Annotated in this window: 21 protein-coding genes and 1 other annotated feature; of the genes, 7 read left to right on the top strand and 14 right to left on the bottom strand. The window is 44.2% G+C overall.

The window, feature by feature from the left end; genetic code table 11:
- Positions 1-51 precede the first annotated feature (51 nt).
- Positions 52-1,029, top strand: a complete 978-nt coding sequence (locus ACFQ0C_RS23625; RefSeq protein ID WP_379370178.1) for a YpdA family putative bacillithiol disulfide reductase — start codon at positions 52-54, stop codon at positions 1,027-1,029.
- 183 nt (positions 1,030-1,212) lie between these two features.
- Here the strand turns inward: ACFQ0C_RS23625 and ACFQ0C_RS23620 are convergent, their stop codons facing one another.
- From ACFQ0C_RS23620 to ACFQ0C_RS23605, 4 genes are all read right to left on the bottom strand, one after another.
- The gene (locus tag ACFQ0C_RS23620) at positions 1,213-1,941 is read right to left on the bottom strand and encodes a phosphonate ABC transporter ATP-binding protein (protein WP_258213350.1); all 729 of its coding nucleotides are present in this window, start codon (positions 1,939-1,941) and stop codon (positions 1,213-1,215) included.
- Positions 1,942-2,782: 841 nt separating this feature from the next.
- Positions 2,783-4,555 carry a stalk domain-containing protein gene (locus ACFQ0C_RS23615; RefSeq protein ID WP_379370176.1) on the bottom strand — a complete coding sequence of 591 codons (1,773 nt, stop codon included), beginning with the start codon at positions 4,553-4,555 and terminating at the stop codon, positions 2,783-2,785.
- A 39-nt stretch (positions 4,556-4,594) separates the two neighbouring features.
- On the bottom strand, positions 4,595-6,385 hold the full coding sequence (locus tag ACFQ0C_RS23610; protein ID WP_379370174.1) for a copper amine oxidase N-terminal domain-containing protein: 1,791 nt from the start codon (positions 6,383-6,385) through the stop codon (positions 4,595-4,597).
- A 169-nt stretch (positions 6,386-6,554) separates the two neighbouring features.
- Positions 6,555-6,701, bottom strand: coding sequence for a hypothetical protein (locus ACFQ0C_RS23605; RefSeq protein ID WP_379370172.1), 147 nt, complete (start codon positions 6,699-6,701; stop codon positions 6,555-6,557).
- Positions 6,702-6,869: 168 nt separating this feature from the next.
- Between ACFQ0C_RS23605 and ACFQ0C_RS23600 the strand changes: the two genes are divergently transcribed.
- The 6 genes from ACFQ0C_RS23600 to ACFQ0C_RS23575 all read left to right on the top strand — a co-directional run bounded on the left by ACFQ0C_RS23600 (position 6,870) and on the right by ACFQ0C_RS23575 (position 12,698).
- On the top strand, positions 6,870-7,055 hold the full coding sequence (locus ACFQ0C_RS23600) for an aspartyl-phosphate phosphatase Spo0E family protein (RefSeq protein WP_258213356.1): 186 nt from the start codon (positions 6,870-6,872) through the stop codon (positions 7,053-7,055).
- 431 nt (positions 7,056-7,486) lie between these two features.
- The gene (locus tag ACFQ0C_RS23595) at positions 7,487-7,675 is read left to right on the top strand and encodes a hypothetical protein (protein ID WP_258213357.1); all 189 of its coding nucleotides are present in this window, start codon (positions 7,487-7,489) and stop codon (positions 7,673-7,675) included.
- Positions 7,676-7,775: 100 nt separating this feature from the next.
- A complete protein-coding gene (locus ACFQ0C_RS23590) occupies positions 7,776-8,939 on the top strand; it encodes a M20 family metallopeptidase (RefSeq protein ID WP_379370169.1) in 1,164 nt (387 codons plus the stop codon).
- 63 nt (positions 8,940-9,002) lie between these two features.
- Positions 9,003-9,261 (top strand) — a binding site (T-box leader).
- Positions 9,262-9,373: 112 nt separating this feature from the next.
- Entirely contained in the window at positions 9,374-10,363 is a 990-nt protein-coding gene (gene trpS / locus ACFQ0C_RS23585; RefSeq protein WP_379370167.1) for a tryptophan--tRNA ligase, read from the top strand.
- Positions 10,364-10,568: 205 nt separating this feature from the next.
- A complete protein-coding gene (gene pyrH / locus ACFQ0C_RS23580; protein ID WP_379370165.1) occupies positions 10,569-11,351 on the top strand; it encodes a UMP kinase in 783 nt (260 codons plus the stop codon).
- Positions 11,352-11,480: 129 nt separating this feature from the next.
- Positions 11,481-12,698, top strand: coding sequence for an MFS transporter (locus ACFQ0C_RS23575; RefSeq protein WP_379370163.1), 1,218 nt, complete (start codon positions 11,481-11,483; stop codon positions 12,696-12,698).
- Between the two features lie 62 nt (positions 12,699-12,760).
- Here the strand turns inward: ACFQ0C_RS23575 and ACFQ0C_RS23570 are convergent, their stop codons facing one another.
- The 10 genes from ACFQ0C_RS23570 to cysT form a co-directional block, all read right to left on the bottom strand.
- Positions 12,761-13,624, bottom strand: a complete 864-nt coding sequence (locus ACFQ0C_RS23570) for an ABC transporter permease (protein ID WP_258213362.1) — start codon at positions 13,622-13,624, stop codon at positions 12,761-12,763.
- 40 nt (positions 13,625-13,664) lie between these two features.
- A complete protein-coding gene (locus ACFQ0C_RS23565) occupies positions 13,665-14,441 on the bottom strand; it encodes an ABC transporter ATP-binding protein (RefSeq protein ID WP_258213363.1) in 777 nt (258 codons plus the stop codon).
- A 36-nt stretch (positions 14,442-14,477) separates the two neighbouring features.
- A complete protein-coding gene (locus tag ACFQ0C_RS23560; protein ID WP_379370160.1) occupies positions 14,478-15,686 on the bottom strand; it encodes an LLM class flavin-dependent oxidoreductase in 1,209 nt (402 codons plus the stop codon).
- A gap of 37 nt (positions 15,687-15,723) precedes the next feature.
- The gene (locus ACFQ0C_RS23555) at positions 15,724-16,044 is read right to left on the bottom strand and encodes an RNA-binding protein (RefSeq protein WP_379370158.1); all 321 of its coding nucleotides are present in this window, start codon (positions 16,042-16,044) and stop codon (positions 15,724-15,726) included.
- Positions 16,045-16,227: 183 nt separating this feature from the next.
- Entirely contained in the window at positions 16,228-16,809 is a 582-nt protein-coding gene (gene ssuE, locus ACFQ0C_RS23550; protein ID WP_258213366.1) for an NADPH-dependent FMN reductase, read from the bottom strand.
- 29 nt (positions 16,810-16,838) lie between these two features.
- Positions 16,839-17,042 (bottom strand): YezD family protein, encoded by a 204-nt coding sequence (locus tag ACFQ0C_RS23545; RefSeq protein WP_379370155.1) that lies wholly within the window; start codon positions 17,040-17,042, stop codon positions 16,839-16,841.
- A gap of 82 nt (positions 17,043-17,124) precedes the next feature.
- Positions 17,125-17,934, bottom strand: coding sequence for an alpha/beta hydrolase (locus ACFQ0C_RS23540; RefSeq protein ID WP_258213368.1), 810 nt, complete (start codon positions 17,932-17,934; stop codon positions 17,125-17,127).
- A gap of 92 nt (positions 17,935-18,026) precedes the next feature.
- Positions 18,027-19,088 carry a sulfate/molybdate ABC transporter ATP-binding protein gene (locus ACFQ0C_RS23535; RefSeq protein WP_258213369.1) on the bottom strand — a complete coding sequence of 354 codons (1,062 nt, stop codon included), beginning with the start codon at positions 19,086-19,088 and terminating at the stop codon, positions 18,027-18,029.
- 6 nt (positions 19,089-19,094) lie between these two features.
- Positions 19,095-19,982 carry a sulfate ABC transporter permease subunit CysW gene (gene cysW, locus ACFQ0C_RS23530; RefSeq protein WP_258213370.1) on the bottom strand — a complete coding sequence of 296 codons (888 nt, stop codon included), beginning with the start codon at positions 19,980-19,982 and terminating at the stop codon, positions 19,095-19,097.
- A gap of 99 nt (positions 19,983-20,081) precedes the next feature.
- Positions 20,082-20,918: a sulfate ABC transporter permease subunit CysT gene (gene cysT / locus ACFQ0C_RS23525; RefSeq protein ID WP_258213371.1), complete on the bottom strand. Its 837-nt coding sequence runs from the start codon at positions 20,916-20,918 to the stop codon at positions 20,082-20,084.
- Between the last annotated feature and the right edge of the window lie 16 nt (positions 20,919-20,934).

Below are 20,934 nucleotides of genomic sequence, written 5' to 3'. Positions count from 1 at the left end.
TTTACATAGGAGCATGGGCTCCTTAATGTAATCGACAAACGAGGTGTTTTTTTGGAGGAAGTAATTATAATCGGGGCCGGGCCCTGTGGATTGTCTACAGCAATTGAACTGGAAAAACTGGGCGTCCATCCATTAATCATCGAAAAGCAATGCGTCGCCTATTCGATATATTTGTACCCGACCTATATGCAATTTTTCAGCACTCCCGAGCTTCTCGAAATTGGCGGTATTCCCTTTACAACTCCAAACGAGAAGCCTTCACGCTTGGAAGCGCTGCATTACTATCGGAATACTGCATTGCGCAGCAAGCTCCGAATTAAGCCCTATCATACGGTTCACCGGATACAGAAAAAAGCTGACGGCTCGTTCGAGTTAAGCCTGTCTGATCAATTCAGACAAGCCTCTATTGCTTACGCCCGCAATGTAGTCGTAGCTACCGGTTATTTCGATCACCCTAATCTGCTCGGTATACCGGGAGAAGAGCTGCCCAAGGTGACGCATTACTACCGTGAGGCACATCCCTATAGCGGCACAAGGACGACCATTATAGGTGGCAACAATTCCGCCATCGATGCGGCGATGGACTTGCTGCGAGCTGGCGCCGAAGTAACAGTAGTATATCGTAGGGGAGCTTACTCACCCAATATTAAGCCTTGGGTACTACCCGTGTTTGAGGCTATGGTAAATAAAGGCCGGATTACTATGCTGTTCAATTCCCAAGTGGTACGGATCGGACAACGGACAGTCACTATAGCACATGATGGCAACGAACGGGAGCTCGATAATGACTTTGTTCTTGCTCTAACCGGATTCCGCCCTGACAGAACCATGCTGCTGGAAGCTGGCGCCCTAATGAACGAAGCTTCTACAGCACCTGTCCACAATCCGGAAACTATGGAAACAACCGTCCCTGGTCTTTTTATCGCAGGAGTTGCCGCATCCGGAAGCAATGCCAATGAAGTTTTCATCGAAACCGGACGGCTCCACGGCGGCATGATTGCCCGTCATATCACCAAGACGTCCCTGTAGTTTGGATCACAATTTAGAGATGTCCCAAAAGATTGTCAGTGAATGAGTCAGTCCCAAACAAAGTACAAAGACGCCTCCAAAACCACTATGCAAGTGGGGATGGAAGCGTCTTTTTCGTAGATAATTTCCCATTAGAGTGGGGTTCGAAAATCCAGAAACGATTTTTGGGACAGCCTCTATGGTTTAAAATATTAATTCTTTTTCACGATGCGTCAAACGTCTTCCTGCAATATCTACTACTAATCGTCCACCGGACAATCCCCATATCCTCGAACCGAATTTCTCGGCCAGTTCAATTTGATGAAGGCTGCAAAAGATGATAACCTTGTCCTTCTCGCAAATGGACTTCAAATCCTCAAGGACGCGCATTGCCGCTTCAGGATCAAGACCCGATACCGGCTCATCAGCAAAAATAACTTTAGCTCCTCGAATTAACGCTTTCGCAACGGCTACACGTTGTTTCTCCCCGCCGCTCAGCTTCTCAATGGGCTCGTGAGCTTTCTCCAGCAGGCCCACCTTGTCCAAATAATCCATAGCCGTCATATGATCGTCACTCGAAGTAGTACCTGTCAGAATACGCCACCATGCTTTATGGAAGAACAATCCGCTCAATACATTTTTCAATGCAGATTTGCGCGGGTTCAAATTCGGCTTTTCCTCAAGAAATGCCCAGTCCTTACGATATTTGAACTGCTCAAGGCCGCCCACTCCTGATATATCCTTACCATCGTATATGTACTGGCCTTCATCCCATTTATCCTTCAAAGACAGACAACGAAACAAGGTAGTTTTGCCGCTGCCACTCCCCCCTATCAAAGCGATAAGCTCGCCTTCGTCCGCTTGAAAGCTTAGCCGGGATAAAATTTGATGATCCGGCGGAAATGATTTCGATAAATTACGTACAATAATCATTCGGTCGCTTCTTCCTCTCCAGCCTTAATCGGTCACTATCTTGTATTATATAACATCTTGGCTCCACAAAAAACCAAAATAAGCAAATGAAGCAAAAATCGATACATACAAACCATCTAACAACGCAAAGTAAACCTATAAAGGAACCAGAAAGGATGAGTCAGCTTCATGCACCGACCAGGTCTTAAGGCTTTGCTCTCTTTGTCCGCAACCGTTTTATTGTTAACACCAATTGCAGTTGCAGCCCATATTCAGCAGTCAGTATCATCAGCAATCTAAAATCGGCAGCTCCCAATAGAAAGGAAATAGATGGAAATCATCACGTTAATCCAGCCTGGATTTCGCTTGAAATCAATTTAACTGGAAAAACTAACTCTAATATAGGTGATATGGACGGTATCAGTCAAAATACGCAGAATTAACATGCAAAATTCCATCTATAGGGCTAGGAATGCTATTTTCCGGATCAATTAACAGGACGTTTTCCTGTTATTAGCGTCGGGTAGGGCTCGTAAGGTCACCTTGCATGCCGTAACCCATTTCCGAACCCCGTTTACCGATTACCGACTTCCGATTTCCGTTCCCGATTTCCGTTCCCGATTTCCGATCCACGATTACCGACTTCCGATCCAGGATTACCGTTCCCGATTACCGATCCCGATTCCCGATCCACGATTACCGTTCCCGATTACCGATCCCGATTCCCGATCCCGATTCCCGATCCCCGAACCCGAGAGAGGGCTTAGCACGCTTTGAAAACTGACCACATTTCACTGGTTATAGCCAAGAAGGGGCTGTCTCAAAAAATGAGAGACAGCCCCTTCCCACCAACTCTTGATGTTTACTTGTCTTCCAGCGGGTAGAAAATTACATCCACCGGGAATGCCGATCCAGCGGCAGGAGTAAATTCAATGTCCAAGGATGGCTCCGTGCCATCCGTCCGGGCCAATATGGTATAACCTTCATAGTCCATCATGACGCCGGAAGGAGGCGTTTGAACAATTCGGCCATTCACCTCTACCGGTCCTCTGAATACACCGCCGCGCGGCAGCAGCAGCACTGACATTTTACGAGGACGATCCACATGGATTTTATATACCACACCATAATTACCTAAGTTTAAGGAGTCCTGTTTGGTAAAGAAGTCTTTCCCTGTTACAAACATATCGCTTGTACCATCTCCAATAGCTAAACTGGAAGGCTTCGTAAACGACTTGGCATCAACGTTCCAGCTAACATCTGAACCAGTGAACGTCCCTCTTACATTACCTGTATACTCCAATTGTTTATACGTTCCGATTGTATCTAGTCCAGCCCCTGCGTCCATCGCAACAAAGGAGAAATAAACCTCACCGTCCGTTTCCACATCATAGATGACATTCATCCCCTGGTCCGGGAAAAATTCAGGCATTTTTTTATAATAAACAGTTTGTCCAGGCTCTACTACTATCGTTTCGGGAGCCATGTCGCTTTGCAGAAATTCAATCGAGGCTTCATTTCCGATCAGATTTGCATAAATCGATGGATAGACCTCTCCTTGTCGTGTAGTTGTAATTCGTACAGGCGCATTCGGATTGGCGTTGCGAGCGACAATGGCAAACTGTACCTTTTCCTTCATACCGTTTACATGATCCGCGTACAATCTTGCTTTTCCGTTTACTTTTTCCTGATACAAAAAGCCCTTCTTTTCGAACGTTTCCGGGCTATCGCTTACAATCAAAGGCCGCTCTACCGACAGACTTGTAACATTCGGCAGCTGAGGAATACCGCGTAAATATTTACGCAGAGTCGCCTCCTCATCCTTAACGAAGGTCCCTACCGGCTCATAGTACACTTTATGTTCAAATGGATCGAGGAACGGTTCATTAATAATCTCAACATTACGTGAAAAAACGCTGCTTTCCGTTCCCCTGCTATCAGTAACCTTCAAGGATACCTTAAATAAACCCGGCTCAAATATGGTATCGGCCTTACCCGTCCAGTCAACCTTCGTTATCGCATCACCATCGGGATCGTAGCTAAGATCAGTGTAATAGATCGGTTCCCCTAATCGATACCGCTCTTTGTTTACTGAAAATTTGGCTATTGGCTTGGCGTTAGGCATCGTGTCGTTATAAAAACCTGTATAACCAGGCAAAGTGACATATACAAGTTCTGCTCGCTGAAGCTCTTTATTAACGGTTAATTTATAACCGACATATTGTTTCAACCAATCCAACCCGATGTACAGACGATCATTTTGGATAAAGGCAGCTTTACTGTAATCCTCTTCAGCACCGTTAATAAATAGCTTTTTCCCTGATAACTGAAAGGAAAGAAAAGCAGACGGAGTTGTAACCTGAACGCTTCCACTTGGAGAATCCCATTTAACAGAAATCCCTAAAGTTTCTTGCAGTATGGCGGCAGGAATATAAGCTTTGTCCTTTAGTTCAATTGCTGGAGCCTCTAAAATCACCTTAGATCCATTAATGTAGGCCTCGTTCTTCCCAAAATATAAAAGAAAGGATTTACTTTGCGGTACCGGTATTGCCGCTGATGCTGCTGCAGTAGATAAAGATAGCAAACAAACCAGAAGAGCTGTTAAACCTATAGTCAGTTTTTTGCACAAAAACATATTCGCTCAAATACTCCTTTTTGTTGGAATAAAATCAAATCACTTGGTTTTATTAAGTGGAATCATTACCAGATCAAGTGGAGCACTGCTGCCTTCGGTGGCCATAAGCTCGATATCGACCTTTTTCTCTGTTCCCTGCGTTCTATGCAAGAGTAAAATGTCATTTGATGTTAAACCACCGGCTGGAACAGGAATGGTGTTGCCATTGACACGTATAGCTCCGTGAAAAAATCCCGATCGCGGGTGAAGGGCTACCGTCGTTTTATCACCGACATTCAGTTGGATGCGATAGCGAATGCTCCCGAGTCCCTGGACTGTGAGCTCCTTCCTGGTCCTTGCGTCAATGCCTTTGATAATGGGCTCAATTGCCGAGTCTCCAATCCCTATTGCAGTGGGAGCTTTCATATCTTTGGCTTCAACCTGCCAAGAAACCTCTGCTACAGGATAAGATCCGCTGCCAGCAGTTGTTTGTCCACTGTTCGTGTAAGCTCCAAGATTATATAAGGTCTCACCTGGCTCCATCATCACGTAGGACACTGTCACCTCGCCGTCGGTTTCCAAATCATAAATCCCGTTGAAGCCTTGTCCTGGCGCTATTTCCGAGCTGATTGTATAAAACACAGCCCTTCCAGGCTCAATTGACAGTTCATCATTCAAAGCACCGCTAATAAGAAATTGTTCTGCCGTCTTATGCGCAAGAATAGGAGTGTAGATGGAAGCTTGCGCTTCCGCTTTTCGGGTAGTCGTGATATGTACAGACTTTTCAATGCTGTCATTTCTCAGAACAATCGCAAACTGAGCTGGCTTCTCCCGCCCATTGGTGTATTGCAATGATAATCGCGCACGCTGCTTAAAGGAATCCTGGTATAGAAATCCCTTCTGTACTATAGGATTGACACTGCTGCCAACTATGAGCTTCTTGTCCTCTGGCTGACGAACTACTACAGGAATCTTCGAATCCGCAGCTGTTTGCAGTCCCTTCAACCAATCTTTCTTCAGTTCTACCAATGTACCGGCCGGTTTGAAATAAAATGGATAATCATTCTTGCTGACAAATGGCTCATTCACCACCGTAACTGATTTGGAGAACGGTTCGCTGCGGTTCCCATGTCGATCACTGACCTGTAATGTTACGGTATAGACACCGGGTTGGAAAAAAGCTTCCTGTTTGCCTTTCCAGTCATATTCGGGCAATCCCTCAGCATCCGGGTCATAGCTCAAATCGATATATTCTATAGGTTCTCCAAGACGGTATGTTGGTTTGCCGAAGGCAAATACTGCCGCCGGCTTCGAATTAGGCTGAGAATCATCCTTATGAAGTATAGATTCCGGATAGGGAGCATAGGGCTTTCCTATATAGTTCATAACCACACTTTTGGACTCTTCCTTATATTGAAAAGGTATATCCGCATATTGGGCAAGCCAGGATAAATGAATCATTAGCCTGTCGTTTCGTATTACTGCCACCGTATCAAAAGGAATGGAGATCCCATTTACTTTGATTGTATTATGCGGTGCATCGAATTCTATAAAAGCTCGGGGAGTCAGCAGCTTGATCTTTTCCTCTTGGCTGTCCCACTCCAACGAAAGGTTCAATGTATCCGCAAGCCACTTCGCCGGCACATAAAAGCGGTCATTGATGATTGAAGGAGGCTCATCCAAATTAATTTGTACCCCATTTAAAGATGCTTGAGCTTTTTCAGCGTACAATTTGAGCTGGTTGGTAGTAACGGATACCGCCTCCGACGACATAGGCATAATTAAACAGGCTGTCAGCGCTGTGCTCAACAGAATAGCAGGCTTCACAGAAGCGCTAAGGAATCGATACATTTTGAGTCTCCTTTATGTACATAATTAATGGAATAAATAATTAATAGGATAAAAACAATCGGCATACCTCTATGAAATAGTACCATGCAATAAATCGACAAGTCTATATAAAGACGACAAAAACCGCCACACAAGTGGCGGTAGTATGGCAATTTGGTTAGGATTTACTCTACTGCGGATTCGACTGCTTCGGAATTTGATTCAAGCTGGCTGATCGCTCTGCGGCTTTGTCTGCATGCATAACGGCTTCTTCTTCTGTAAATTTATTTTCTTTATAATTAGGATTCTTTTTGGAATTTGCTTTTGTTACATCCATCGATTGGATCACCTCCCCTTAACTTAGTATTTCAGGTAAAAATTCTATTATTCGGCATTTGTCACATAAAATTTACATTTGATTCGACAAAAAGCTACATTTTTCATGATTGATTCGTATTATAATTGCTTGATACCGTTGAATATGTACTGAATGGAGTTGTATAAATTGGGTAACTACATAAAAGAAAATATAGAACTTCGATTAGACATGGAACGGATGCAAAATCAGTTATATAAATTAGTCGAGCAGAAGGGAAGCTTTCTGGCACCAGAAGTCATCGAATTAAGCCAAGAAATTGATAACTTAGTCATTGCCATGCAGCGCATGCTGAACAAGTACCCGGATATGTAGCTCCCACACAAAGCTTCACTTGCCCAGATCAGTAAATGGTTAACTTTTAAGAAAAGCTTTTATTCGAAGTTTTCAATGCAGATGCATTTATGTCTTGGCGATATCCTTTTTGGGACAAGATCAGAAACCCACTCCCCCTTAATCTTCTTGCACTTCCCTTTCATCCTCCCCCCGTTACTTCACCACCCAGTCTTCACCCATGAACGATATGGCTTTTTTTGTTTCGTCTCTCGGACTCATGAGGTTTTGGAAATTCGATAACTATTAAAAATAAACCATATAATTACTGCTTTTGCCCTTGCAATACATTACATGGTATGTTATATTGAAATCAAGCAATATCAAGGTTTTTCACAACTTACGCCCTTCACTCGTAGCTAAAATCCCCTATCTTGGTGCAGCAGAATGATCATGTAAAGGAGCGATATAATATGACTCACGAGACTCAGAACCAACAGGGAAAAACGATTTCAGTCGAATTAACGATAAATGAGGCGCTTGCTTTAACAGGTGTCCGTTTCCGTGAAAACCACCAGCTTGAAGTTGACGCCATGAGCAAAATAAAGCGTTCTCTAGAAGATCAAATTATACATGAAGCTAACCGCAAAACGATTCAATAAAATGCCACAACACAGCTGCTACCGCTCAAATTGAGCAGTAGCGGTTTTTTTGTATATAATTAAACATATTCCATGCTTACCCTTAGGAGGTCCATCAAACATGAAACAAAGAATTGCGACTACCATAGATGAGCATACAGACGCACTAGTAGGACTATCTCGGTTTATTGGAGAAAATCCGGAGCTTGGTCACGAAGAGTGGTTAGCGTCAGCCAGACTCAAAGAGGAGCTTACAAGTCATGGCTTTAGCATACAAAGCCCTGTTTTGGATTTGCCCACTGCCTTTATTGCAACCTATGAAAGTGCTAAGCCCGGTCCTGTGGCGGCCTTTCTGTGTGAATATGACGCACTCCCTGAGCTAGGTCACGCTTGTGGACATCATTTAATTTGTACAATGGGTCTAGCGGCTGCGATAGGTCTGAAATCAGTAATAGACGAGATTGGCGGTACTATTCGCGTTTATGGTACCCCTGCTGAAGAAACCAAAGGCGCTAAAGTGCCTATGTCTGCGGCAGGCTTGTTCGATGATGTTGATTTTGCCTTAATGGCTCATCCATTCTATGCTTATGAGAAATCCGGACAATCGCTAGCGATGGATGCCATACAATTTGAGTTTTTTGGTAAAGCGGCCCATGCTGCAGCAAGCCCTTATGAAGGAGTGAATGCATTAGATGCTGTTCTGCTTCTATTCCAATCGATTAATCATCTGCGGCAGCAGCTGCAAAGCCATGTACGTATTCACGGTATCATAACGGAAGGCGGTACTGCGGCTAACATTATACCTGACTATGCAGTCGCCCAATTTTATATTCGTTCGGCCAATCGGCCTTACACCGACGAAACTGTACAAAAGGTATTGCGCTGTGCCGAAGGAGCTGCGCTTCAAACCGGGTGCACAGTCAAAACATCCAATTACGAGTATTCTTACGACGAGCTTATAAGCAATGAGCATTTGTCTGATCAATTCACTCGAAATCTTCTGGTTATGGGTATAAAAGAAGATGAAATTCAAATCGGCAAGGATCACGGCTCGCTTGACCTTGGCAATGTCTCAAGAAGATGTCCGACAATCCATCCTTATATCAAGGTTACAGATGAGAAGCATCTGCTTCACACCAAGGAATTTCGTGATTTCGCTATGACAGACCGTGCTTTCAAAGGTATGCTGCTCGGAGCCAAGGTGCTCGCCAACACAGCTTATGATGTCATAGTAAATCCAAATTTATTGAGCGATATCAAAGATGAATTCACTCAGTCAACTTAGCCGATACTCAACAGAGAATATCTTGACGCTTCCCTGACCGATAACCTATAATATTTAAATATTGAATCGACGATGATGAAGGGTAAGTAGTCGTTGTTTCCGGAATTCAGAGAGACGGTGCTTGGTGTAAACCGTTTTCCGGCCGACGTATGAATGGACTTCGGAGTTGCTTTGCCGAAACGATAAGTAGGTGAAGCCGGGATCTCTCGCCGTTAACAAGGAGAGCTGTATCGAAAGCATCAATCTGTCTTTCCGTACATAAAAGTGCATCTCTCTTAGTAGAGATGAATTAAGGTGGTACCACGATAACCTCGTCCTTTGCGGCGAGGTTTTTTTGCATTTTTTTAAGGAGGTGATGTCCATGGACGATGGCTGGTGGTGGAACTGTTATTACAAATGTTATATCAAATTTACATTTAACAGGAGGCAATCTCATGAAACCAAGACTTTTATCAGGAGACCGAATTACCGGCAAGCTGCACCTTGGACATTACGTCGGGAGTTTAAAAAAACGTGTTGAACTGCAGCATAAGTATGATTGCTTTGTCTTATTGGCCGATGTGCAAGCATTAACTACCCATTATGAAAAGCCTGAAATTGTAAGTGAAAATTTGCGAAACGTAGCTATGGATTATTTGGCCTGCGGCATCGATCCGAATCTATCAACCCTGTACATTCAATCCATGATTCCCGAAATTGCTGAGCTAACGGTATACTTCTCCATGTTTGTGACCGTCAATTCCCTAAGGCATAATCCAACGATCAAATCGGAGGCGACCGAACGAGGCTATACCCAAATGTATTATGGCTTTCTAGGTTATCCGGTAAGTCAGGCGGCAGATATAGCTATTTGCAAAGCAGAGCTTATCCCGGTTGGTGAAGACCAATTGCCCCATATCGAACAGACACGTAAAATTATTCGACGTTTCCATCAGTTATATGCTCCAGTTTTCCCCGAACCTCAGGCGCTAATTAGTGAAACACCCAGACTTATGGGATTAGACGGCAACTCTAAAATGAGCAAAGGCTTAAACAATGCCATTTTATTGGATTCAACTTGCGATGAGGTCAGCGAGAAAATTCAAAGGGCCAAAACAGATCCTGCTCGTATTCAAAAGCATGATCCGGGGCATCCCGAAATTTGTACCGTCTATTCTTATCATCAAGCGTTTTCTCCTGAGCTGGCTAGCGAAATTTATGATAGCTGCTCACAGGGCACAATAGGCTGCAAGGATTGCAAGAAGAAGATCGCCGACCGAATTAATGCTCTGCTTGATCCCATGCGGGACAGACGCGATACTTTCAGCCGAAATGCCAAGCATGTAGACGAAATCCTTATTGCAGGTACACAACGAGCCCGATCAGCAGCTAAAGAAACGATGCAAGAAGTACGGGAGGCAATGAAAATCAATTATTTTTCTTAGATATTGTAAGTTATTTCAATTTACGGTATTCTAAAGGGAAATAAATGAAATTGTAACCAAGGAGTGAGGACGATGAAGCTCATAAACATACCTGCAAAGCCAATCGTATCCCTCTCCCCTATTCCTATTTATTATGAAAGAACTAAGGCACTTTGTGCTTTAGTTCTTTTTAATTTACGAATAAGAACTGGAGGCGAATGTAATTATGATTCAGTATAAGCGAATATTGATTAAGCTCAGCGGTGGAGCTGTAGCAGGCAGTAATGAATTTGGATTTGATCCGGCACGCCTGGAACATATCGCCAAGGAAATACTCTCGGTTATCGAAATGGGCATCGAGGTATCGATTGTCATTGGCGGAGGAAATATTTTCCGTGGTAACATGGCAGATTATTGGGGCATAGAACGGGCAGAAGCTGATAACATAGGCACTCTGGCAACCGTTATTAACAGCTTAATGCTGCGGGGTGTACTTAAGCAAAAAACCGGCAAGGAAGTCCGGGTTATGTCCTCCATACCAGTAAGTGCTGTAGCCGAGCCTTATATACGCTTGCGCTCTATTCATCATTTGGAAAAAGGATACATCGTAATTTTCGCCGGCGGTAATGGACAGCCCTATGTAACAACTGACTATCCTTCTGTTCAAAGAGCCCTTGAGGTGAATTGCGATGCCATCCTCGTAGCCAAACAAGGAGTAGATGGAGTGATGGATGGCGATCCCAGAACGAATCCCCACGCAAACACTTATGTTTCCCTCCCCTATAATGAAGTATTGAACAAAAATCTCAAAGTTATGGATCAATCGGCTTTTATTCTCGCAAGAGATTTTAAACTGCCGGTATTTGTTTTTAATTTCGACAAGACGGGTGCCATGAAAGCTATCTGTGAAGGTCAAACGGAAGGAACCGCTATTTTTGACGGGGCTCCTATCCAAATGGCATCTAAAGGAACCCTTGCTGACACTAAGCAAATATCGTCCAGACCATAATCCCAAGTAAATTAGGTTGTATAGTAAAACAACGATTTGAGAATCTTACGATTATTGACAATGTTTGACCGGATCACCGGAAGCATTGACTTTCAAACCGAACAGTCAGCAGAGGTGGTTAACTTCCGTATGGAAACTGGAAAAACTGGAGCGCTAGTCTCCTTATCCTCCGTTCCCTTAATAATGACATTGGGGAATTCTATGCTCATTCCGATTCTTCCGGCGCTTGCCGATAAGCTGCAGGTCAGCTCATTTCAAATCAGCCTCATCATTACCGTGTACTCCCTGGTTGCTATAGTGCTTATTCCCATTGCAGGCTACTTATCCGATCGTTTTGGACGCAAAAAAGTGATGATTCCAAGCCTGATACTGGCAGGGGCTGGAGGAGCCATATGCGGGATGGCTTCTTTCTTCTCGGGTAATGGGTACAGTTTAATTATATGGGGCCGACTTCTTCAAGGAATAGGCGCTGCAGGTGCGGCCCCCATCGTTTTACCCTTAGTTGGAGATTTGTTTAAGAAGGAAAGTGATATTAGCTCCGGTTTAGGCATTATCGAAACTTCCAATACATTCGGCAAGGTTCTTAGCCCTATTCTCGGTTCACTACTCGCGATCATCAGCTGGTATGCCCCTTTTTATGCTATCCCTGTACTGTGTCTGATTTCGATCCTGTTAGTAGGCTTTTTGGTAAAAGTACCGAAAACCGAAAACTCCAATTCGATTATGAAATTCCCTCAATTCTGGAAGTCGATTCAAGCTATATTCAGAGAAAAAGGACGCTGGCTTATAGCTGTATTTGCGATAGGCGGTATTTGTATGTTTGTTGTGTTCTCTGCTCTGTTTTACTTGTCCAATTTATTGGAAGATCAATACGGGATAAAAGGTGTATACAAGGGCTGTTTACTTGCCGTTCCACTTGCTGCTCTTTGCTTATCCTCTTATATTACCGGAAAAATCATAGGGGAAAACAAGCTTTTAATGAAATGGATCACTTTGGGGAGCCTTGTGTTATTGAGCGGAGCTTTAATAATGTGTGGATGGCTGAATCCGTCCTCATTGATATTATTGCTGCTTTTATTAAGCTTGACCGGTATTGGCGTAGGTGCGGCTTTACCTAGTCTGGACGCGTTGATCACCGAAGGTATTGAAAAAGAACAGCGCGGCACCATTACTTCCCTATACAGCAGCATGCGATTTATCGGAGTTGCCGCTGGCCCCCCTGCCGCCTCAATTCTTATGGATATATCTAGCCGCTCACTGTTCTATTCGGTCAGTGGAACTGGTATTGTTGCTGCTCTGCTGGCTCTACTAGCCATTCGGCCCGGCAAACAAAAGTCAATAGCTTAAGAGACATCCATTCAACCGGAAAAGACCGCTTCACATTAGTGTGAGCGGTCTCTATGATCGGTTTATCCGTTAAAGTTATCCCGCCATTTCAATAATTTTTTCTCAAAGTACCGGACAATTGAATCCGATCCCTTTCCTACAAAAGCAAATATCACAATGCCGACAAACACAATAGAGGTCTGTGAAAATTGTCTGGCATCCAAAATAAGATAACCTACCCCTTCGCTCGAGCCCATAAGTTCTGCTACAACCAATCCGAGCCAAGCAACCCCTATGGATAGCCGCAGTCCCAACAGCACATTCGGCAAAGCAGCAGGTAAAACCAATCTCGTAATTTGCTTAAACCTGCTGAACTCCAGGACGCGTGCGACATCAAACAGCTTGGAATCAACGCCTCGAATACCTAGAAACGTATTTACGTACAAGGGAAAAAAGGCACCTTTAGCAATCAGCAAAATTTTGGAAAATTCCCCGAATCCGAACCATAATATAAATAATGGCGTAATGGCTAGATGAGGGATAGTTCGCAGCATTTGTATGCTTGGGTCTAAACTATCCTCAAACCGTCTAAACAACCCAACCAGTACTCCGAATAATAAACCTAGCCCTCCTCCTAGAAGAAAGCCCAGTGCCGCTCGAAATAAACTGATCTGTAAATGTTTGTATAGTTCTCCGCTAACAAGCAGCTCAATGAAGGATTTTGTAATTTCAACTGGTGTCGGAAGAATTGTCTTAGTAACCAAACCGGTGGATCCGATAATTTGCCATACGAGCAGAACAGTCACAGGAAGTATACTACCGCGGATGATGGTCCTCATCCTCTCCCGCTGCTTGGATTTCCCCGGTTCCTCCGGTACGGAAATTGCCGGTTTGGTCTCTTTGGCAATTACAGCAGGCCGCCCTTGTAGCACTTCAGAATTATTCATTTTTTTCACCTCATGGGATAATGGTTAGTTGTTGTGGTACCTATATACCGGAGCTGTCAATTAGCTCAAGCTCCTCCACCTTTTCAAATTCGCTCAGTACCAGATGCCGAAGCTCTTGAAATGACGAGCTTGCCTTCTTCCTTGGATAAGGTAAATCGATAGGTACAAGTTTACGAATAGTTCCCGGTCGTGCATTCATAATGACCACACGGTTTGCAAGAAAGATCGCCTCGTCAATATCATGGGTAACCAAAATCATCGTTGTTTTGTTTCTTACCCAAATATCCAACAATACTTCCTGCATATGGGAACGTGTAAACGCGTCAAGAGCACCAAACGGCTCATCGAGCAGCAGCACCTTCGGGTTGCGCATAAGCGCTCTTGCAATTGCCACCCTCTGCGACATCCCTCCCGACAGCTCACGTGGGTAAGCTTTCTCGAAACCTTGCAGCCTTACCAGCTCTATCATCTCATCCACGCGCTTACGCACATCCGGATTTTTAAGCGGTAAATCTGCCGCAATATTTTTCTCAACAGTTAGCCATGGAAATAACCGATGCTCCTGAAAGATAAATCCTTTCTCAATGCTTGGCCGATCAATCCGGTGTTTCTCCAGCAGCACCTGGCCGTTATGATCCGTATCGAGGCCGGCAATAATTTTGAGCAGTGTGCTTTTTCCACAACCGCTGGGACCAATTACTGTAACAAACTCACCTGGCTTCACATGAAGCCGAATTTCCTTTAATGCTTGTACGGGTCCTTGTGGTGTCCGAAATGTTTTATTCAATTGGTCGATTTCTATCGTATAGTCCGCCATCAACTTCGCTCCTTTCCTTTGTCTCTATCAGGCCTGTCAGGCAATAGTTTCTACAAAGTCTATGTGCTGCGAGCCAGCAGCCCGCTCCGACAATCTACGTTTGATCTCCGGCAGCAGCAGTCGTCCAGTCGTCTCAGCTTCCTCCAAATTCGGATAACCGGACAAGACGAACGAAGAAATGCCCGCATCAATATATTCAAGGAGTCGATCCGATACTTGCTCCGGTGTACCTACCAGAAGCATACTGCCACCGCCGCGAACAAGGGATATTCCCGCCCATAAATTAGGCCCCAAAATATAATCATTCTCCTTGGACAGCTCGCGAAGCTCGTTCTGACGCTTCTGGTTGGTAGCATCTGTTTGTGTAAACCGCTGTCCTGATTGCTCTATCGCCTTGCGGTCTATTTTGCTTATAATATCCCAAGCCTCCCGCCAAGCCTCTTCCTCCGTTTCACGCACGAGTACCTGAGCACGCAAGCCATATCTCAGCTCACGATCGATACCCTTCTCCGTCTTCAAATTAGCCCGCAGCTGTTCCATTTCGGCAATCTGTTCCTTAATCCAATCAAGCGGTTCGGTCCACATCAGATAAACATCAGCTGTTTCTACAGCAGTTCGCTTACCGGCAGGCGAGCTTCCTCCGAAATATAGGGGCGGATGCGGGTTCTGTACGGGTGCAGGAAGACTGGCTCCGCCTTCAATCTCATAATATTTCCCTTTGAAGTTAACTGGCTCCGACTCCTGATAATTTTGACTACCTGCCAGAAATCGCTCACCACTCTGTTTGGAGCCATTCCATACACCCTTAACAATTTGTAAAAATTCCAAAGTCCTTTCATAGCGGTCGTCATGATCGTTGGCCAATGGATCTCCAGTTGCTTTTAGATCTTGCGGAGACCCTCCGGTAACAACATTGATTAATGCACGTCCATTGGATATATAATCCAACGAAGCGGCCATTCTTGCCGCCAATACAGGTGCTATTAATCCGGGGCGCATCGCTACAAGAGGCTTCAATATTCGCGTATGGGTTGCAATCGCTGAACCAACGATCCAAGAATCAATGCATGACCCCCCTGTAGGAATCAAGGCAAATGTAAAGCCTGCTTTCTCCGCCGTTTGCGCAACTTGAATCATATACTCTGAGGTCGATTCCCTCTCAGGCTTTACCCCAATGTATTTGCCATCACCCGTTGTAGGAATAAACCATCCAAATTCAACATTGCCATTACCATTTTTGCTCATACGAACCGCTCCTTTTATTCATATATGTTTTGTCGGATTAATCCTTAAAAAAAATGCGCTGAGGAAAATGGATAAAATCATACAGCTGTTTGGTCAAGCCTCCTTTTCCAAAACGTAAAATAGTACCTGTTCGCTCTTTCCCGTTCTTTTTCTGAACATCATTCAAAAAAGCAATCGTCAATTCACGCCGGCCCACTATATCTCTGAATCCAAAATCGTATAACCATTGATCAATTGTATTGTAGATCCCTCTGTTTAGGCCGAATGTTTGGTAACAGTAATTGACGAACTGAATATCAGGCAAATGCTGTACTTCTGACTCTGATAATGCCGGATCCACGTTATTATTTGGAATCAATTGCATCAGCTCCTTAAAGTAGTCTCAGAATATTAGCCCCGCTGAAACTATAAATTCTGATAGTATAAAAAAAAGTCCTATAAAGCCAGAGCAAGCTCCAGCTATACAGAACCTCCGTTGAGACGGTCAGTTTATATAACAATAATCTATTTAAAATTCCTTATTCGGCTTCCCCGACCTTCCCTATGTAAGCGCAACGTCTTGGGATAGGCCGGTAGTTTGATTCCTTTCTGCACGCCATGAAGCTTCTTGAATAAATGTTTCTACTACTTGTGACAGTCTTTGTGCAATCTCCTCATTAAGCTGGAAGCTGCCATTTTCCAAACGCTGCACCTGTGTATCCAGAATAAAAGCTCCGGACAAAATATGATGTGCACCTAATGCCGATAATACGGGTTTAAATGCATGGTCTATCGCCAACAAATGAGCTATCGTTCCGCCAATCGCAAGAGGAAGAACTACCTTCCCTTCCAAACCTTTTTGGGGAATCAGATCTAGAAAGCTCTTGAGAACGCCTGTGTAGGAAGCTTTGTAAATAGGTGACGCAACTACTACCGCGTCCGCTTCGGCAATTACACGATTAGCTTCAATAATAGCAGGGCTATCGAAGCGGGAATATACTAAATCCTCTGGAGCCAAGTCTCTGACCTGCACCCATTCAACATCCAAACCTGCTTGAACACCCGCTTGCTGGACAAAATCCAATACACCTTGAAGTCTTGAAGAAGCCGAAGGACTGCCGGAAATAATAACAATACGAGCCATTTGACAACACTCCATTATGATTTATAGTTTTACTTCGATTTCACTTGTTTGCCGTCCAAAGAATCACGGTCACGCAACGCAACCTCCGATTCAAACCGCTTGCGTTCAGTACGTTCAATTTGGACAATTCTTCCATCATGAACAACTATTTGAACCGTACCGTATTCTAAGCCATTCACTGAGCTAAGAATTCTCTTTGTCCAAATTTCATCTACTTCTAATGGTTTGGCCATATTGATCCCTCCACGCTTTCATATTTCCTATGTGTATACTCGGATTAAGATTTAAAAAAATTTAACTTCATTCCTTTAAAAACTATATCGTCCAATCATGCCACTCGCTCTTTTGCTTTTCTAATGAATTCAGCCAATTTTTTGTTGTTCCAATTAATTGTTGATAAGATTGATTTGTCGAAAACGTATGATCCGCTTGGAAAATGATTTCTTTGTCGCACTGCCCTTGCGATCTCATCCAAAAAAGCTTTTGATACAAGAAGCAATAATCGACAGGAATCACGTCATCATTCGTACCATGCACAAGCAGGACATCCCCGCTAAACCTTCTCGTTTGCTCAAAAGGCTGATGTCTTGGCAATGATTCGAAAAAGGACGGCTTAAATGAATATCCCAAGTAATCAGCGTTTCCGAATTGTACAGCATCCTCATATAGCTTTTTCCCGGTAATTTTAACAATATCATTAAATGGATGGGCAACTGCCGACCAAAGTACTAATGTTTTGACTCTTTTGTCACGCGCAGCAGTTAGAATGGCTACAGCACCACCCAGACTATGACCAAGCAAAATAACACGAGCAGGATCCACGCAATCTATTCCTAACGCATAGTCGATCACACTTCTCGTTTGATCAATCAATGCATCAAGTCCACCAGAACCGTAGTCTCCAGTACTCTCTCCGCAGCCTGCAAAATCGAAGCGTAGAACCATATAGCCTTGCTCACTAAATTCACGTGCTGATTTAATAAACAACCGGTCCACGCCAATTCTATTCCCGACAAAGCCATGCGCTATAATAATGATTGGGTTTTTAGAGCCCGTGGATGTGGGATAATGCAGAGTCGCAGCAAGTTCGGCATCATCGCTTTTTATCGTAATCTGGTGTTCCATAGCAACTCTTCCTTTCTGAGAGCTTTGAAGCAAGCTTGCCACAGGAGCGGCGTCTAAGTTTTGCCAGAGCAAGCCTGCATCATAAGCAAAGTTTATATGTGCACAGGTAATGGATCAATTTTCAGGCCATTTTCTATCGTTCGGTGATTCTGACCATTGAACAGGTAAACACGATGGATTAACACATATACGGGATCAGACAGCTTTAACGTTTCCAATTCCAATGAACGGTATGCGTACAGCTTTTGCCCTTTGACTTCAACCTCTACCTGCCAATTCGTCCCCCGGAAATAGATGTTCTTCACTGTACCGATCTCAGCAGCCGATAGATAGGCTATTTCATTTTTGTACCCAATTTCCACAAATTCTGGACGAATGATAGCTTTGGAATTAAAATGTTCGGTTTGTTCAAAGCCTCTAAAATCTGAAATTCGTTCTATCTGGTTTGATTCCCCAATAAAGCTTGCTACAAAAGGCGTCTCGGGATGCTGATAAATCTCAATCGGCGATCCTTTCTGCTCAAGAATTCCTTGGTTAATGATCATAATCTCATCGGCCACCTCGACCGCTTCCTCTTGATCATGTGTAACAAATATTGTGGTGATTCCTACCCGGTTTATCATTTCCTTCAACCATGTGCGCAGCTCCTTGCGGACCTTGGCATCAATAGCGGCAAAAGGTTCATCGAGCAGCAGCAGCTGCGGCTCAGGAGCAATCGCTCTGGCAAAAGCTACCCTCTGACGTTGACCGCCGGACAGCTGATGCGGCAGCCTCTTCTCCAAGCCCTTCAATCCCGTAAGCTCAATCAATTCACTGACACGTGATTTAATTTCCTGCTTGGAACGCTTTTGAACCGTTAACCCAAACGCAATATTATCGTAAACACTCATATGCCTGAAGAGCGCATAGTTCTGGAATACGAACCCGATTCCACGCTGCTGCGGCGGTAAGTGGTTCACTTTATTTCCATGAAATAAAATCTCTCCAGAATCCGCATCCTCCAGCCCGGCCAACATGCGTAAAATGGTTGTTTTACCGCCACCGCTCGGTCCAAGCAAACCGATAAGTTTACCTTTTTCAATCTCGAAGCTTACATCTTTGGTAGCTTGAAAGCTGCCAAAGCTTTTCATCAAGTGTTTGGCTATAATATGCATGCTCCCTTACTCCCCTTCCAACTGGTGCTGCTGTCTTTCATGCTTCCACTCAATAAGACTCTTTACAATCAGCGTAACTACAGCCAGTAAAACCAAAAGAGAAGCAATGGCAAATGCACCTGCAAAATTATATTCGTTATACAAAATCTGAATGTGCAGCGGCATCGTGTTCGTTGAACCTCTAATGTGCCCAGATACGACCGATACAGCTCCAAACTCACCCATCGCTCTCGCATTACAAAGGATGATTCCGTACAATAAACCCCATTTGATATTAGGCAAAGTTACCTTCCAGAAAATTCTCCAGCCTTTGGCCCCCAAAGTTACGGCAGCTTCCTCTTCTTGTACTCCCTGTGCCTGCATTAAAGGCAGAAGCTCTCTTGCAACAAAAGGAAAGGTAACGAACACCGTAGCCAACACGATTCCCGGTAAAGCAAAAATTATTTTGATATCATGCTCTCCAAGCCAAGGACCGAACCAGCCTCTTGCACCAAATAACAGAACATATACAAGACCGGATATAACAGGTGATACGGCAAAAGGCAGATCAATCAAAGTAATCAGCAAATTTTTTCCTTTAAACTTGAACTTCGTGATAGCCCATGCTGCACAAACTCCAAACACTACATTCAGTGGTACAGCAATGGCTGCTGTTAACAAGGTAAGCCTTATTGCTGATGCAGCATCCGGTTCAACTAACGCCTTAAAATAAATTTCAGTACCTTTCCTGAATGCCTCCACAAAGATGGAAACTAAAGGCAGCACCAATAATAATCCAAGAAAAAGTAAGGCTATGCTTATTAAAATCCATTTTACTACCGTCGGTTCAGTAATATGTTTGGGTCTATCTACCGCTACCGAACCTGCTTTCACGGTCGCCACATATCCGGCCATTGAGGATCCTCCTGAGAACTTTCCATAGGAAAGTTTACTTCCTTAGCGTTTAGCATTTACTGAATTTCACTCTAGCGAAGCTTACTAAGTAAGCATATGCTATACGGATGCATTGAATCGATTGGCACGCCACTGCAAGTAATTGATAACCAGCAACATGAGGAATGAAATCACGAGCATGACAAGCGCAATCGCTGTAGCACCGGCATAATCGTATTGCTCAAGCTTTGTCATTATAAGCAGCGGGGCAATCTCTGTTTTCATTGGCATATTGCCGGATATGAATACAACGGAGCCATATTCACCTACCGCTCTGGCAAAAGCAAGCGTAAATCCTGTCAGCAAGGCTGGCAGCAGCTGGGGAAAGATTACTCGGACAAAAGTTCGCAAGCGCTGTGCACCGAGACTGACTGCCGCTTCCTCGATCTCTTTCTCCAGCTCCTGTACAACCGGCTGCAGCGTCCGTACTACAAACGGAATACCAATAAAAGTCAGTGCCAGCATGATACCGAGCGGAGTATAGGCAACCTTGATACCAAGTGGTTCAAGAAAGCTGCCTATCCATCCATTCTTCGAATATATGGTCGTTAAGGCGATACCTGCAACGGCTGTCGGAAGCGCAAAAGGAAGATCCACTAGCGCATCAATAAAGCGTCTACCCGGAAACGTATATCTCGCCAAAACCCAAGCCACGATAAATCCAAACACTGTATTTACTAATGCTGCACCGAGCGCCGTACCGAAGCTGATTTTGTACGACGCAATTACACGGGTATCGGTGATTGTATGCCAGAATTGAGCCCACGTAAGTCCCGAGGTTTTAATAAAAATGGCGGATAACGGAAACAGGACAATTAAGCTGAGATACAACACGGTAAAGCCCATTGTCAAACCAAATCCGGGTAAAATGCTGCGCTCTTTCCAAGCCTTTGCCATGGATTTCTCTCCTCTG

Origin of the sequence: Paenibacillus sp. GCM10027630 (assembly GCF_042676305.1) — a bacterium.
Taxonomy (GTDB): Bacteria; Bacillota; Bacilli; order Paenibacillales; family NBRC-103111; genus Paenibacillus_S.
The sequence above is the reverse complement of the archived record's forward strand: the minus strand, read 5'-3'. Positions and strand labels throughout refer to the sequence as shown.

Excerpts from the sequence above, each read along its gene's own strand:
- ACFQ0C_RS23620 (WP_258213350.1), bottom strand. The coding sequence starts at position 1,941 with ATGATTATTGTACGTAATTTATCGAAATCATTTCCGCCGGATCATCAA.
- ACFQ0C_RS23615 (WP_379370176.1), bottom strand. The coding sequence starts at position 4,555 with ATGTTTTTGTGCAAAAAACTGACTATAGGTTTAACAGCTCTTCTGGTT.
- ACFQ0C_RS23610 (WP_379370174.1), bottom strand. The coding sequence starts at position 6,385 with ATGTATCGATTCCTTAGCGCTTCTGTGAAGCCTGCTATTCTGTTGAGC.
- ACFQ0C_RS23605 (WP_379370172.1), bottom strand. The coding sequence starts at position 6,701 with ATGGATGTAACAAAAGCAAATTCCAAAAAGAATCCTAATTATAAAGAA.
- ACFQ0C_RS23595 (WP_258213357.1), top strand. The coding sequence starts at position 7,487 with ATGACTCACGAGACTCAGAACCAACAGGGAAAAACGATTTCAGTCGAA.
- ACFQ0C_RS23590 (WP_379370169.1), top strand. The coding sequence starts at position 7,776 with ATGAAACAAAGAATTGCGACTACCATAGATGAGCATACAGACGCACTA.
- trpS (WP_379370167.1), top strand. The coding sequence starts at position 9,374 with ATGAAACCAAGACTTTTATCAGGAGACCGAATTACCGGCAAGCTGCAC.
- pyrH (WP_379370165.1), top strand. The coding sequence starts at position 10,569 with ATGATTCAGTATAAGCGAATATTGATTAAGCTCAGCGGTGGAGCTGTA.
- ACFQ0C_RS23575 (WP_379370163.1), top strand. The coding sequence starts at position 11,481 with ATGGAAACTGGAAAAACTGGAGCGCTAGTCTCCTTATCCTCCGTTCCC.
- ACFQ0C_RS23570 (WP_258213362.1), bottom strand. The coding sequence starts at position 13,624 with ATGAATAATTCTGAAGTGCTACAAGGGCGGCCTGCTGTAATTGCCAAA.
- ACFQ0C_RS23565 (WP_258213363.1), bottom strand. The coding sequence starts at position 14,441 with ATGGCGGACTATACGATAGAAATCGACCAATTGAATAAAACATTTCGG.
- ACFQ0C_RS23560 (WP_379370160.1), bottom strand. The coding sequence starts at position 15,686 with ATGAGCAAAAATGGTAATGGCAATGTTGAATTTGGATGGTTTATTCCT.
- ssuE (WP_258213366.1), bottom strand. The coding sequence starts at position 16,809 with ATGGCTCGTATTGTTATTATTTCCGGCAGTCCTTCGGCTTCTTCAAGA.
- ACFQ0C_RS23545 (WP_379370155.1), bottom strand. The coding sequence starts at position 17,042 with ATGGCCAAACCATTAGAAGTAGATGAAATTTGGACAAAGAGAATTCTT.
- ACFQ0C_RS23540 (WP_258213368.1), bottom strand. The coding sequence starts at position 17,934 with ATGGAACACCAGATTACGATAAAAAGCGATGATGCCGAACTTGCTGCG.
- ACFQ0C_RS23535 (WP_258213369.1), bottom strand. The coding sequence starts at position 19,088 with ATGCATATTATAGCCAAACACTTGATGAAAAGCTTTGGCAGCTTTCAA.
- cysW (WP_258213370.1), bottom strand. The coding sequence starts at position 19,982 with ATGGCCGGATATGTGGCGACCGTGAAAGCAGGTTCGGTAGCGGTAGAT.
- cysT (WP_258213371.1), bottom strand. The coding sequence starts at position 20,918 with ATGGCAAAGGCTTGGAAAGAGCGCAGCATTTTACCCGGATTTGGTTTG.